This is a genomic window from Nanchangia anserum (assembly GCF_015240065.1).
GTDB lineage: Bacteria > Actinomycetota > Actinomycetes > Actinomycetales > Actinomycetaceae > Nanchangia > Nanchangia anserum.
Genome location: NZ_CP060506.1, coordinates 1,757,917 through 1,770,911, shown reverse-complemented (window position 1 = coordinate 1,770,911; position 12,995 = coordinate 1,757,917). Strand labels below are relative to the sequence as shown.

Here is a 12,995-nt window from a genome sequence, read left to right as displayed (position 1 = left end):
AATCCCCGTGTCTCAGCCCTATCCACCCGCGTCGCCGCAGCCCGGCAACGACGGCGGCCAGCCGGTAGTCCCCGAGGCCGGTGCCATCGGCAACGGCCGCCACGCCGCGCCCCAGCCGGCCCCGGGCCACCAGATGCCCCAGGCGCCCCAGGTCAATCCCTACGCCCCCGCCCAGCCCTACCCCGGGCAGCCGGTCGCGCCGCAGCAGATGCCCGCTCAGGCGTACCCGCCTCAGCAACCGCCCGCGGCACCGGGGAGTGCGCAGCCGAATCCCTACGCCCAGCACATGCACAACGCCGCGGCCGCACTGAAGACGGCCCCCGAGACCCAGCGGGCTAAGGCCTGGATCGTCCAGAACAAGGCCGCCATCGTCCTCGGGGCGATTCTCGGGGTCGTCCCGGTCGTGCTGGCCCTCATCGTCGGTGGAGTCCTCGCGGGCATCATCGCCTCGAACTCCGATGTGAGCAGCCTGCGGATGGGCACGGGCATGATGACGCTGGTCTCCGCGCTGAGCATCCTCGGCGGCTCCATCGTCAGCGAGTTCGGCCTCTTCGGCTTCGGTGCGGGAGGCGGCCTCAACATTCCTCCCGTCGTCCTGACCCCGATCCTGTTGGCGGTCCTGACGATCGTGGCCGGCGTCGCCGCACGGCGCGCCAAGCTCACGGGCTTCGGTCCCGCGACGCTCGCCGCCTGCGTGGCATGGGTGTGCGCGTCGATCGTGTGGGCGCTCGCGGTCGGCATCCTCGGGTCGACGGGCGGAGGCTTCATCGACCAGAGCGTCTCGGTCGGCATCGGCCACACCATGATGACCCTCATCGTCATGGTCGCCCTGCCCGTTCTCATGGGAACGTGGACGTGGACGAGCACCCAGACGGTTCCCTGGCGTGACTCCCTGCTCGCGGCGATCCGCGTCGCGAGCGTGATCGTCGCCATCTCGACGGTGCTCGCCATCATCGGAATGCTCATTACGCTGCCGTCGCTGCTGCACGCCTCGACCGGCGAAACCGCCATTTTCGTCATCGTGGCGATGGGGGTGCCGATGGTTTTCGGTGTCCTGGGACGGTCTTCGGTGGTGCCAGCGCAACGACCCTGGGCGATGTTGACCCCGGGATCATCGGCCACGGTCTCGGCGGTATCCAGCTGCTGCCGTGGTACATCTGCCTCATCCTGCTCGTCATCTCCGTCGTCGGCGGTGGCGCGCTGTTGGCGGCGCGTCGCCCGGTCGCCCCGACCAGCCACATGGCCATCACGGCCGCGGTGTTCGCGGTGATGGGAGTGCTGGGCAAGATGTTCTTCGCGGTGTCGTCGCACATGACGGCCAGCGCGGACATGTTCAACGGGTACACCGAGGACTCGTCGATGACCCAGAACCTCTTCCACGTGTCGCCGTCGGCCGTGTCCGTCTTCTTGCTGGCGATCTTGGGCCTGGCGATCGAGGGCTGCGCCCGCCTGCTCGGTCCGCAGCTGCGCTCGCTGCTGCCGTCGCTCTCGGCGATGGGATTTGGTCCGAGCCCGCTACAGGCCACCCTGCCTCGTCCGCTCCCGGCCCAGCAGGTCCCGGTTCAGCCGTATAGCCCGCAGGTTTTGCCCTACCCGAGCCAGCCCCAGGCCTACCCCGGCGTTCCTCAGCAGCCGATGCCCGGTGTGCCGAATCCGGCCTATCCCCAGCAGCAGGTTCCGCCGGCCCAGTTCGCACCGCCGGCACCCCCTGCTCCGCCGGCCGCCGCGGGACAGCCTCCGGCAACCGGTGCTGCTCAGCCGCCGGCAAACCCCGAGCCTGCGACCCCGCAGCCGGGTGAGGAAACGCCGCAGCAGTAGTCGGCTGATCGCTGCCTAAACGTGAGGCGGTCGTTGCACGGTGAATCGTGCGGCGACCGCCTCGCGCGTTGGCCGGTTAGTGTCGGCGCTCACGCACGGCGTCAATCAGGGCGACGAGGCAGGCGAGCGCGGTAAATGCCGCGATCGCTGCCATTCCCCAGCCAAATGCCCCGGCAAAGGCCGGGTAATCGCGGCCGGCCGGTCCCGAAATGTCGGCGGGAGTGAGGACGGAATAGAACGCGAGGGTGACGATAGCCATCCCGATTGCCGAGCCGACCCGCTGGAGCGTCTGGAACAGCCCGCCCGCGGTCGATCCCGTCTCGACGGGGATGTGCTCGACGGCGAGCGCCTGATTCGGCGTCATCATGAGCCCCGCGCCGATCCCGAAGGCCGCCGCCGTAATCCCCGTCGCAAGGATCAACCACCCGCGCGGTGCCTCGTGGGCGCTGAGGATCAGGGCGAAGGAGGAGGCCGTGACGAGCGCGGTGCCGCCGACGACGAGCAGTCGCCCCGCCCTACTCACCAAGCGTCCGGCCACGGGCGCGATGATGGCCGAGCCACCGGCGATGGGAATCTGCATGAGGCCGGCCTGCCACGCCTGCAACCCGCGCCCTGTTGCAGGTAGAGGGTGTAGATGACGAAGAACGCCGTGTACCCGGCGGCAAACAGCGCCTGGGTGAGCGTTCCCAGCGTGAACGAGGGCGTGCGCAGCAGGCGCCTGGGCGCGATGACCGAGTGAGCGTGATCCTCTCCCCATCGCTCCCACGCGAAGAACCCGGCCCCGCGGCCAGCGCGGCGACGAGGACGTACCAGGGCGCCCCGGCCAACCCGATCGTGTGATCCGAGGCGACGAGGAACGGCGTCATGATCGCCATGACGGCAACGGCGATGAGGACGAGGCCCGGCACATCCAATCCCAGCGAGCCGCGTGCTCGCCCCGGGTGGGCCGGCAAGAGCCGGTGCGCGAGTGGGGCGACGACGACGATGATGGGGACGTTGACGAGGAAGGCGGCGCGCCACCCGCCCTCGGGGCCGAAGAGCGCGATGAGGATTCCCCCGAGCGTCGGCCCGATGGCCGTTGCCACGCCGATGGTCAAGCCGAGATAGCCAAACGCCCGCCCCCGGGCGGCACCCGAAAACAGCTGCTGGGTGATGCCGAGCATCTGGGGATTGACGAGGGCGGCCCCGACTCCCTGGAGGAGGCGCAGCGCAATGAGCATGACGGCGTTCGTCGCGAGCCCGCATCCGATGGAGGCGATGGCGAAGACGACGAGGCCAATGACAAACAGGCGCCGCCTGCCGTAGACGTCGCCGAAGCGCCCCGAGGGTACGAGGACGAGGCCGAAGACGAGGGAGTACCCGGCCATGATCGCCTGCACGCCGGCCCCGCCCATCTCGAGGGTGCGCGAGATCGACGGAATCGACACGTTGAGGATCGACACGTCAAGCAGCGTGATAAAGCCGCCGGCCAGCAGGATAGAGAACGCGCGCCAAGGTGAGGGCGTGGCGTCGCGGGCAGACATCGGGTGAGAGGCCATAGCGGCAAGCCTAATCGCGCCGATCGCGACCAAGTTCCGACGTCAGGCGGGTGTTTTACGATGTGGACCGCCAGGCAAAAGTCGGCGATCGCTGTGGAAAGCTGACGACGAGTCAGGGAAGCCTCGGGGGCTGTCCCCGTGGCCGATGTGACTGCACCGACGGTCGCACGCTGTGCGCGGCCCGTACCGCGAAGGAGGGACACCCGATGGATAAAGCAGTTGAAGCTGTCTATGACGAGGTGTTGAAGCGTAATCCGAATGAGCCGGAATTCCACCAGGCTGTTCGCGAGGTTCTGGAGTCGATCGGCCCGGCCGTCGCCAAGCACCCCGAGTACATCGAAACGAAGCTGCTGGATCGCCTCGTCGAACCCGAACGCCAGATCCTGTTCCGCGTTCCGTGGGTTGACGACAACGGCAAGGTCCAGGTCAACCGCGGCTACCGCATCGAATTCAACTCGGCGCTTGGCCCCTACAAGGGGGGGCTGCGGTTCCACCACTCGGTCAACCGATCGATCCTCAAGTTCCTGGGGTTCGAGCAGATCTTTAAGAACGCCCTCACCATGCAGGGCATCGGCGGCGGTAAGGGCGGGTCGGACTTCGATCCGCACGGCCGCTCCGACACCGAGGTCATGCGCTTCTGCCAGCAGTTCATGACCGAGCTCTACCGCCACATCGGCGATCAGACGGACGTTCCCGCCGGCGACATCGGCGTGGGCGGGCGCGAGGTCGGCTACATGTTCGGCATGTACAAGCGCCTGACGAACCGCTTCGAGTCGGGTGTCCTTACGGGTAAGTCGCTGAAGTGGGGCGGCTCGCTGGTGCGCACCGAGGCCACGGGCTACGGCACGGTGCTGTTCGCTCGCTCGATGCTCCAGGCGCAGGGCGACGACCTCGAGGGCAAGCGCATCGCGATTTCCGGCTCGGGTAACGTCGCGATCTACGCGGCCGAGAAGGCGATGCAGCTCGGCGGCGTCCCCGTGACGCTGTCGGATTCTTCCGGGTGGATCCTCGACGAGGACGGCCTCGATCTCGACCTGGTCAAGCAGATCAAGGAAGTAGAGCGCGGCCGCATCTCCGAGTACGCGAATCGCAAGTCGGGCGTGAAGTACTTCTCGGGCTCGCGCCCGTGGTCGGTGCCCGTCGACGTGGCGCTGCCGTGCGCGACCCAGAACGAGCTCAACCTCGCCGACGCGAAGGAGCTCGTCAAGAACGGCGTGCGCGCCGTCGCCGAGGGCGCGAACATGCCGACGACCCCCGACGCGACCGACCTGTTCCAGGCCTCCTCGGTCCTCTTCGCCCCCGGTAAGGCGGCGAACGCCGGTGGCGTGGCGACGTCGGCTCTGGAGATGGAGCAGAACGCCTCACGCACCCGCTGGAGCTTCGAGAAGGCCGAGAAGAAGCTCACCGAGATCATGCGCGACATCCACGATTCCGCGGCCCAGACCGCCGAGGAATACGGTCGCCCCGGCGACTACGTGTTTGGCGCGAACATCGCGGGCTTCACCCGCGTCGCCGACGCGATGATGGAACAGGGCATCGTCTAAGACGCCCGCCTCGTCTCCGTCACGGGCCCGCTCTCGCGATGAGGGCGGGCCCGTCGACGTTTCCCGCGTGGGGAACGGGCCTGCCGGCTAGGCTGGAGATATGGCACACACACGCACATTGAGGCGGCGTCGACACGGACGGATCCTGGGAGGTGTGTGCATCGGTCTCGCGGACTACTTCGGCGTGTCCGCCAGCTTCGTGCGCCTCCTCTTCATCCTGTCGTGCGCCCTGCCGGGACCACAGACGGTTCTCTACATTCTGTTGTGGCAGCTGGTGCCCCTAGAGGACTAGCATGCCTGCACCCATCAGCGCCGAAGCTGGCATCGAGGCGCTCACAGCCTGGCTGGCCACTCCCGACACTCTCGCGCGCCCGCTGCGCGCCCGCGCCGTGCGCTATCTCCTCCAGCGCCTGGCCGCCGATCATCCGGGGCGTGCCGTCGAGGTCCGCGTCCCGCCGTTCGGGGCCGTCCAGATTCTTGAGGGGACGACGCACCGGCGCGGCACCCCGCCGGCGGTCATCGAGATGGACGCCGACACGTGGCTCAGCCTCGCCACGGGGTCCCTCACGTGGGGCGACGCCCTCGCCGCGCACCGGGTGAGCGCATCGGGGCAGCGCACCGACCTCGCTCCGTTGTTGCCCGTCATCTCCGCCGGCGATCTCTAGCCCGCGCCTCGCGCGTGGCCGGCCGTGTTGGTGGTGTAGCCAAGGTGGCATAGGGTATCCATCCTGACGGTTTTCGACGAGGAATGGTCCTCGCCGGCGGCCGTCATCCTATCCCCTGATAGATGGAGACACAGATGTCCTCTCTGGGCTTTTTGGCGCCGCCGCCACGCGTGGCGCAATTGCCGCGCGAGACGCAGCAAGAGCTATATCCCCGCCTGCGGTTTCAGGTGTTTGCGGGAATTTTCATCGGCTACGCCGGTTTCTACCTGATTCGCAACAACCTGCCGTTCGTCGCTAAGACGTTTAAAGATATCGGCGCGATGGACGAGACGGCCATCGGCGCGGTCGGGACATGTTTGCTCATCGCGTATGGGTTCTCGAAGTTCCTCATGGCGACGCTGTCGGATCGGGCGAACGCCCGCTACTTCATGCCGCTCGGCCTGGCGCTGTCGGCGATCGTCAACATCCTCGTCGCGTTCATTCCCGGCATCCTCAACTACGTCGGGCTCATGTGCGTGCTCATGTTCATCAACGGCTGGTTCCAGGGAATGGGGTGGCCTCCCTCGGGACGCGTCCTCGTTCACTGGTTCTCGACGAACGAACGCGGTTGGAAGACGTCGATCTGGAACTGCGCCCACAACGTCGGCGGGGCCGGCGTCGGCTTCCTCACCGCGTGGGGCGTGCAGTGGTTCGCGACCGAGGCCAACGACTGGCGTCCCGCCTTCTGGTTCCCCGCCGTCGTCGCTCTCGTCGTCGCCGCCATCGCGTTCTGGCTCATCCGCGACCGCCCGGAGGCGCTCGGCCTCATGCCGATCGAGGAGTGGCGCGACGATCCCGCGAAGGTCGCGAAGGTCGACGACGCGATCGAGGGGCTGTCGATGTGGCAGATCCTCGTCCGCTACGTCCTCAAGTCGCGCGTCATCGTGTTGCTGGCGATCGCGAATATCTTCATCTACACGCTGCGCTACGGCGTGTTGTACTGGGTGCCGCTGTACCTGCAAGAGACCCAGCACGTCGACACGAAGGCCGGCGCGATGGGCTTCGTCCTGTACGAGTTCGCCGGCATCGTCGGCACGCTGGCGTGCGGGTGGGTCTCCGACAAGGTCTTCAAGGGATATCGCACGGGCGCCGGGCTGGCGTTCCTCATCGCGGTTGCCGTGTGCGTCATCGCATTCTGGCAGGTCGGGCAGATGGACCACGCCCCGCTGTGGCTGTGCTACATCCTCATCGCGCTGATCGGCGGCCTCATCTACGGTCCCGTCATGCTCGTCGGCCTACAGGCCATCGACCTATCCCCGCGCGAGGTCGCCGGGCAGTCGGCGGGCCTGACGGGGTTGGCCGGGTACCTCATCGGTGCCACCGGCGCCTCTCTGCTCGTCGGCTGGATCATCGAGCACTTCGGGTGGGACACCGCGTGGGGCTTCCTCGCCGCCGTCGCGATTCTCACGTGCGCGGTCATGGCGCTCGTCGGCAAGGACGAGAAGGCCATCATCGCCTCGCACCAGTCTCGCGCGACAGCGTAGAGACACACCGGTGACGTGGGGTCGGGCCGCAGAGCCCGGCCCCACGTGCGTATCTTCGCAGCGGTGGTCGGTGCTCGTGCACGCCGCGTCGTGACACGTCTGGCGAGCGAAACGAGAAAGGCGGGATAATGGCGGCGTCGCGAAACGGCTGATTTCAGCCATCACGAAAGGATGCCCATGCCCACCACCAACTACACGTCCCCGTCGTACACCGCGTCCTACCGGATCCTCCTGGACGAGTCGGCAACAACTCTGTCGCAGGTCGTCAACGCGATCGCCGACACGGGGGCATCCATCAAGGGCATGGACGTCGTCGGCCAGGAAGAAGAACGCATCAAGGTCGACGTCACCGCCGACACGTCCGACTCGGAGCACCGTCGCAAGATCTCCGAGGTCCTCGCGGCCCTGCCCGGCGTCGAGCTGCGCACGGTCGCCGATCAGACGTTCCTGCTGCACATCGACGGCAAGATCGAGATGCGCCCGAAGTTCCCCATCCGCAACCGCGATGACCTCTCGCGCGTGTACACCCCGGGCGTCGCCCGCGTGTGCCAGGCCCTCTACGACGAGCCGCGCAAGGCCTACGGCCTGACGATGAAGTCGAACTCAGTAGCCGTCCTCACCGACGGCACCGCGGTGCTCGGCATGGGCGATATCGGCCCGACCGCCGCGCTGCCGGTGATGGAGGGCAAGGCCGTCCTGTTTAAGCAGTTCGGCAACGTGGACGCCTGGCCCGTCGTCGTCGACACCAAGGACACCGAGGAGATCATCCGCATCGCCAAGGCGATCGCCCCGGCTTATGGTGGCATTAACCTCGAGGACATCTCGGCGCCGCGCTGCTTCGAGATCGAGCGTCGGCTCAAGGCCGAACTCGATATCCCCGTGTTCCACGACGACCAGCACGGCACGGCTGTCGTGTGCCTGGCGGCGCTGACGAACGCCCTGAAGCTCGTCGACAAGAAGATCGAGGACGTCCGCATCGTCGTCTCGGGCGTCGGCGCCGCCGGCTCGGCGATCATCAAGCTGTTGCAGGCCCAGGGCGCACGCGACATCGTCGGGTACGGGCGCACGGGCGCCCTCACGGCCGACGAGATCACCCCCGACATGAACGCTGACCGGCGCTGGCTGGCCGAGAACACGAACCCGCGCCGGGTCAGCGGCTCGCTCAAGGACGGGTTGCGCGACGCCGACGTCTTCATTGGTGTGTCCCAGGGCAATATCCTCGAGCCCGAGGACCTGGCCGTGATGGCCGATCGCGCCATCGTCTTCGCCATGGCGAACCCGACGCCCGAGGTCGACCCGGTTGCCGCGACGCGCTACGCCGAGATCGTCGCCACCGGTCGCTCGGACTTCCCCAACCAGATCAACAACGTGCTCGCGTTCCCTGGCCTCTTCCGCGGCATCCTCGATGCCAAGGTCTCGGAGATCACGACCGAGCTGCTGCGCGTGGCCGCCGTCGCGATCGCCAACGCGATCCCCGAAGACAAGCTGCGACCGACCTACATCATCCCCGGCGTGTTCGACCAGCGTGTTCCGCGCGAGGTCGCCAATGCCGTGCGCGAGGCGGCGCGCACGTTGCCGCACATCGAGACGGTCGATCAGGAATCGGCCCGCCCTCTGGACGAGGACGAGGCCAAGCAGTGGCCCGACCTGTCCGAGGTCGACCAGCACTGAACACACGACAGAATCGGAGGAATGGCGGGCATATGAGCGAGTCCAGCCCCCTGTTTTTGACGCGCGAGTCGTTGCGTCTGTACACGGCCACCAACGGCGAGGCGAGCGTGAAGGTCGGCGACAAGTCCCGCTACCCGGGCGTCTTCAATCCCGGCGAGCTATTGCAGTTGGCCCTCGCCGGCTGTGCCGCCATGTCCGCCGACCAGACGCTAACGAAGGTGCTGGGCGAGGACACGGCCGTATGGGCCGGAGTCGATGCCGAGCACGACCAGGACGCCAATAAGTTCACGCGGATCGTCGTGGAGGTCGTCGCCGCGATGGGTGCCCTCGACGAGGATGCCCGCCGCGACCTCATCGCCAAGGCCGAGGACGCCATCGCGCGCTACTGCACGGTTGAGCACACGGTGAGCGGGGGAGACCTCGACTATCGCGTGCGCGTCGTCGACGAGACGGCCTAGCCGACGCTCATAAGAGTCCGGGGCGGGATCATCATGATCCCGCCCCGAGTGGTCTCTACCCCGCCAGCACAGCAGTCTTATCGGCGAAGAAGCCGTCGAGCGTACTCGCGTAGTCCTTCGTCAGGTGGTTGAGATCGAGGTAGACGTAGACGTTGCCGATAATCGACCAGCACACGCCGTCCGGACACAACATTTCGGCGGTGTCGACGGGAAGGTAATGGGCGAAGCGGTCCAACGCGTCGTCGGGCATCTGCTCGGCGTAGACGCTCTCGACCTTTGCCGAGCACCCGGCGAGGTGACCGCTCGTCACGTTTCCCCGTTGATCGCAGTCGTACATCGAATAGCCAAACCGCGGGTTATCGCGCAGCCCGACGACGGTGATTCCCAGCTCATCGAGGCGCGCGACGATATCCTCGACCCCGGGCATGAGGTAGTCGGTGCCCGTCTCGCTCGTGCGGGTGACGACCATGATGACGATGTCGGGGCGGATTTTCTCGACCCACTCCAACCGCTGTTCATTCAACGTCTCGCATTCGCTGTAGAAGGAATGCTCCGGCGTCGTGAACATGCATCCGCCCATGAAGTCATTGCCGAGGTTCCACCGGCGTTCCGTGGCGACGTCGATCCATCCGGCCGCGTACTGCTGGGCATGGGAATCCCCGATGATGACGACGTTCGCCGCGGCGTCGTCGATAAGCGGCAGCTGGCGGCACGAGCTCGTGTGGTTCGTGCTGTCGACGCGGGGCGGATTGGCGAACGGACCGGTGCAGCGTTTGGGCAGCTCCATCCACTGATCGTCCAGGCCGAGCGGGGCGGGGATAGCCTCTGCCGCGTCGGGAACCGGGCCGGTGCTGCTGAGCGTGAGCGCACCCGGGTACGTCGCATCGCCGGCCTGAGCCGACAGCGCGGTGGCGCGCTCGCGCCACGAGGCCATTTTTACTGTCATCGTTCCCATGCCGGCGGCGCCGACGGCGAACGCGAGGGCGACGACGGCGCACTTGTGCCACATCGACGCGTTCACCCAGCGCGAATAGTGGACGGGATCGTCGACGAGCTCGGTTAGCAGCCCGGCAAGTGCAACGGCGATGACAAGGAGCGCCAGGGCCTCCAAGACACCGAGGTGGTACACCCCGACCGCCGCCATGTAGGTGGCGAGGATCGGCCAGTGGACGAGATAGATCGCGTACGAGCGATTCCCCAGCCACTGGAACGGTGGCAGCGCCAGCAGCGTCCTCGGTCCCCACGCAGCGCATCGATCTCCCCACAGCATGAGGGCGCCCGAACCGGCGACGGTGACGAGCGCGAGCGGCCCCGGGTAGCTGTCGTGGCGATCGACGCCGAGGTAGATGAGGACACCCAGCCCCGTCCAGCACGCGGCCGCAGCGACGTGCGGATTGATGCGGCTGACCCACGGTCGCGCAGCTGCGATGACGCAGCCGAGCGCGAATTCCCACGCCCGGGAGCGGGTATCGAAATACACCGCCGAGATGCCGTCACGATCGATCGCGTGGATCGTCCACAGGAACAACGCGACGGCGACGAGTGCGAAGACGGCCGCGACGAGTGGACGGATCCACCGCCTGCTGCTGCGAGTCGCGAGATAGAGGAGGGTGAGGACGAGGGGAACGACGACGTAGACCTGTGCCTGAATGGCGACATACCACAGGTGCATGAGGGGTGAGGACGCCTCATCGTGGGCAGCAAAATAGTCGACCGCCTCGGCCGCGAGCAGCCAGTTTTGGTAACCGAAAATCGCCGCCCATCCCTGCGCGATGAGATCAGGCAGAAACGTCAGCGGCAAGAACGTAAACGTCAACAGGATGGTGCCGCCTACCGTCGCGACGACGGGCGGGGTCAGCCGCTTGAAGAAGTGCATCCACCTTTCAAAGAGGTTCGGCAGCACCCCGGCCTCAAACCGTTTGAGGAACGACGAGGTCAGCAGGAACGAGGAGAGGATGACGAAAATATCGACGGCCAACGGGGTGCCGATACCCCAGGCATGGAATGCCATGACTTGACAGATACACAGGGCACGCAGGCCGTGCAATTCATAGCGAAAGCGTGAGGGCTGCGTGTGAGACAGGGGGGAAACATGTGCCACACAAGCAGGCTAAGAGTCACGGCGATCGCGAGGCAAATAGAACAGGGTCGGGGCGGGATCGTCATGATCCCGCCCCGACCCTGTTAGCTCGACGCGTTACTTATCGAGTTTCTCGGCGCCCTTCTTCGCGACGTCGTTGGCCTTGTCGGCAGCGTCGCCAATCTTCTCGGCAGCCTTGTCGGCAAGACCCTGAGCCTTGTCGGCGACCTCATCCGCCTTGTCCTTAGCGGCATCGGCGGCGTCCGCGGCCACCTCACCGGCCTTGTCGGCGGCCTCGTCAGCCTTCTTGCCGGCGCAGCATCCGCCACCGCGGAAGTCGACGTCCTCCCAGTATTCCTCGGCCCACGGGTCTTCGATCGGCTGCGAGCGACGGTAGAGCAGCGCGGCCACCCCGGCCACGGCCAGCAGCGGGCCGACGAGGAGGAAGAACTTCAGCCCGCGGTGCGACTTGCGGGTGTTGGCCTGACGCTCGACCTTCGACGCCGCCTTGCCCGCACGCTTGGCGAGCTTGTCGGCGCGCTTCGAGGCGCGCTTGGACGCCTTCTTTGAGGCCTTCGACGCCTTCTTCGACGCGTCCGCGACGCGGCTGGCGGCCTGGTCGGCCTGCTTGGAGGCCTGCTTCGACAGCGACTGTGCCGTGTCCGCGGCCTGAGCGGTCACCTGTGCCGCCCGGTTCGTCAGCTGGTCCTTCACGGCCAGCGCATCCTGCTTCGCACCCTGCAGCATCGCCGAGTTCTCGACGATCGTTGCAGCCTTTTCCTTCGCAACTTCGGCCTTCACCGGAGCCTCCTCAACGATTCGTTGCTTGACCTGCTGGGCCGCATCCACGACGCGCGGCGTCCACAGGTTGACCTGATCATGCAGCTGGTCGACGCGTGGGGCGACGTAGCGTTTACTGGCCTTCACTAGGCATTGCGTCCCGCACGCCGCACGCAAGAGGGCTGGAATTCCCACGTTTGAGCTCCTTCGATACCTACGCCACCGTCTTTTAGGCAGCTGCTTCCTCGTGCCTATTGTTTCGCACATCATAGCCCGGCGCACCCTTTCCGGACACGAGCCGAATGCGCGAGAGAATCGCGAACATGCACGCGGGGCGCGATCCGTGCGACGATAGCCCCATGAAGGCAACGATTCACACGACCGAGGGCGACATCGCCCTGGAGCTCTACCCCGATTCCGCCCCCGTGACCGTGCGCAACTTCGCGCAGCTGGCCAAGGGCGAGCGCGAGTGGACGAACCCCGCCACCGGAATGAAGTCGAACGATCCCCTCTACGACGGTGTCATTTTCCACCGCGTCATCGACGGCTTCATGATCCAGACCGGCGACCCGCTGGGCACCGGCACGGGCGGCCCCGGCTACAACTTCGACGACGAGATCGACGACGCCCTGACGTTCGACGAGCCCTACGTGCTGGCGATGGCCAACGCCGGGGTCCGCATGGGTCGCGGCACCAACGGCTCGCAGTTCTTCATCACGGTCGCCCCGACGACGTGGCTGCACGGCAAGCACACGATCTTCGGGCGCGTCATCGACGACGAGTCGAAGAAGGTCGTCGACCGCATCGCGACGACGCCGACGGGCCCGCAGGACCGCCCGCTCGACGAGATCGCGATTCTTCACATCGACATCGAGGACTAATCACTCGGAGCGTGGGTCCCCGTTGCCGCGTGCAGCG

13 protein-coding genes are annotated in these 12,995 nt (G+C 66.7%); 9 read left to right on the top strand and 4 right to left on the bottom strand.

The genetic code is table 11. The features are described 5' to 3' along the window. The first annotated feature begins 7 nt into the window (after positions 1-7). Both H8R18_RS08285 and H8R18_RS08280 read left to right on the top strand, forming a co-directional pair. On the top strand, positions 8-1,270 hold the full coding sequence (locus H8R18_RS08285; protein ID WP_194189252.1) for a hypothetical protein: 1,263 nt from the start codon (positions 8-10) through the stop codon (positions 1,268-1,270). After that, positions 1,240-1,818 (top strand): hypothetical protein, encoded by a 579-nt coding sequence (locus H8R18_RS08280; protein ID WP_194189251.1) that lies wholly within the window; start codon positions 1,240-1,242, stop codon positions 1,816-1,818. The genes H8R18_RS08285 and H8R18_RS08280 overlap by 31 nt, the downstream gene beginning before the upstream one ends. Before the next feature lie 76 nt (positions 1,819-1,894). Here the strand turns inward: H8R18_RS08280 and H8R18_RS08275 are convergent, their stop codons facing one another. Both H8R18_RS08275 and H8R18_RS08270 read right to left on the bottom strand, forming a co-directional pair. After that, the gene (locus H8R18_RS08275; RefSeq protein ID WP_194189250.1) at positions 1,895-2,398 is read right to left on the bottom strand and encodes an MFS transporter; all 504 of its coding nucleotides are present in this window, start codon (positions 2,396-2,398) and stop codon (positions 1,895-1,897) included. Next, entirely contained in the window at positions 2,334-3,356 is a 1,023-nt protein-coding gene (locus H8R18_RS08270) for an MFS transporter (RefSeq protein ID WP_194189249.1), read from the bottom strand. The genes H8R18_RS08275 and H8R18_RS08270 overlap by 65 nt, the downstream gene beginning before the upstream one ends. Positions 3,357-3,562: 206 nt before the next feature. Between H8R18_RS08270 and gdhA the strand changes: the two genes are divergently transcribed. The 6 genes from gdhA (at position 3,563) to H8R18_RS08240 (ending at position 9,217) form a co-directional block, all read left to right on the top strand. Continuing rightward, entirely contained in the window at positions 3,563-4,900 is a 1,338-nt protein-coding gene (gene gdhA / locus H8R18_RS08265) for an NADP-specific glutamate dehydrogenase (RefSeq protein ID WP_191071554.1), read from the top strand. Positions 4,901-5,000: 100 nt separating this feature from the next. After that, on the top strand, positions 5,001-5,192 hold the full coding sequence (locus H8R18_RS08260; RefSeq protein ID WP_194189248.1) for a PspC domain-containing protein: 192 nt from the start codon (positions 5,001-5,003) through the stop codon (positions 5,190-5,192). Between the two features lies 1 nt (position 5,193). Continuing rightward, positions 5,194-5,565: a sterol carrier family protein gene (locus H8R18_RS08255; protein ID WP_191071552.1), complete on the top strand. Its 372-nt coding sequence runs from the start codon at positions 5,194-5,196 to the stop codon at positions 5,563-5,565. 134 nt (positions 5,566-5,699) lie between these two features. Beyond that, the gene (locus H8R18_RS08250) at positions 5,700-7,088 is read left to right on the top strand and encodes an MFS transporter (protein ID WP_223875118.1); all 1,389 of its coding nucleotides are present in this window, start codon (positions 5,700-5,702) and stop codon (positions 7,086-7,088) included. A 177-nt stretch (positions 7,089-7,265) separates the two neighbouring features. Then, on the top strand, positions 7,266-8,759 hold the full coding sequence (locus H8R18_RS08245) for an NAD-dependent malic enzyme (RefSeq protein ID WP_191071550.1): 1,494 nt from the start codon (positions 7,266-7,268) through the stop codon (positions 8,757-8,759). A 32-nt stretch (positions 8,760-8,791) separates the two neighbouring features. Beyond that, positions 8,792-9,217 (top strand): OsmC family protein, encoded by a 426-nt coding sequence (locus H8R18_RS08240; RefSeq protein ID WP_191071549.1) that lies wholly within the window; start codon positions 8,792-8,794, stop codon positions 9,215-9,217. 55 nt (positions 9,218-9,272) lie between these two features. Here the strand turns inward: H8R18_RS08240 and H8R18_RS08235 are convergent, their stop codons facing one another. Further along, complete coding sequence (locus H8R18_RS08235; protein ID WP_191071548.1) at positions 9,273-11,318, bottom strand: acyltransferase family protein; 2,046 nt, start codon at positions 11,316-11,318, stop codon at positions 9,273-9,275. A 96-nt stretch (positions 11,319-11,414) separates the two neighbouring features. Beyond that, the gene (locus H8R18_RS08230) at positions 11,415-12,272 is read right to left on the bottom strand and encodes a hypothetical protein (protein ID WP_191071547.1); all 858 of its coding nucleotides are present in this window, start codon (positions 12,270-12,272) and stop codon (positions 11,415-11,417) included. Positions 12,273-12,436: 164 nt separating this feature from the next. Here H8R18_RS08230 and H8R18_RS08225 point away from each other — a divergent pair, with 164 nt between their 5' ends. Then, positions 12,437-12,958, top strand: coding sequence for a peptidylprolyl isomerase (locus H8R18_RS08225; RefSeq protein WP_191071546.1), 522 nt, complete (start codon positions 12,437-12,439; stop codon positions 12,956-12,958). Positions 12,959-12,995 lie beyond the last annotated feature (37 nt).

Bases quoted from the DNA above. Each gene is read 5' to 3' on its own strand.
- H8R18_RS08280 (WP_194189251.1), top strand. From the start codon at position 1,240: ATGGCCATCACGGCCGCGGTGTTCGCGGTGATGGGAGTGCTGGGCAAG.
- H8R18_RS08275 (WP_194189250.1), bottom strand. From the start codon at position 2,398: ATGCAGATTCCCATCGCCGGTGGCTCGGCCATCATCGCGCCCGTGGCC.
- H8R18_RS08270 (WP_194189249.1), bottom strand. From the start codon at position 3,356: ATGGCCTCTCACCCGATGTCTGCCCGCGACGCCACGCCCTCACCTTGG.
- gdhA (WP_191071554.1), top strand. From the start codon at position 3,563: ATGGATAAAGCAGTTGAAGCTGTCTATGACGAGGTGTTGAAGCGTAAT.
- H8R18_RS08260 (WP_194189248.1), top strand. From the start codon at position 5,001: ATGGCACACACACGCACATTGAGGCGGCGTCGACACGGACGGATCCTG.
- H8R18_RS08255 (WP_191071552.1), top strand. From the start codon at position 5,194: ATGCCTGCACCCATCAGCGCCGAAGCTGGCATCGAGGCGCTCACAGCC.
- H8R18_RS08250 (WP_223875118.1), top strand. From the start codon at position 5,700: ATGTCCTCTCTGGGCTTTTTGGCGCCGCCGCCACGCGTGGCGCAATTG.
- H8R18_RS08245 (WP_191071550.1), top strand. From the start codon at position 7,266: ATGCCCACCACCAACTACACGTCCCCGTCGTACACCGCGTCCTACCGG.
- H8R18_RS08240 (WP_191071549.1), top strand. From the start codon at position 8,792: ATGAGCGAGTCCAGCCCCCTGTTTTTGACGCGCGAGTCGTTGCGTCTG.
- H8R18_RS08225 (WP_191071546.1), top strand. From the start codon at position 12,437: ATGAAGGCAACGATTCACACGACCGAGGGCGACATCGCCCTGGAGCTC.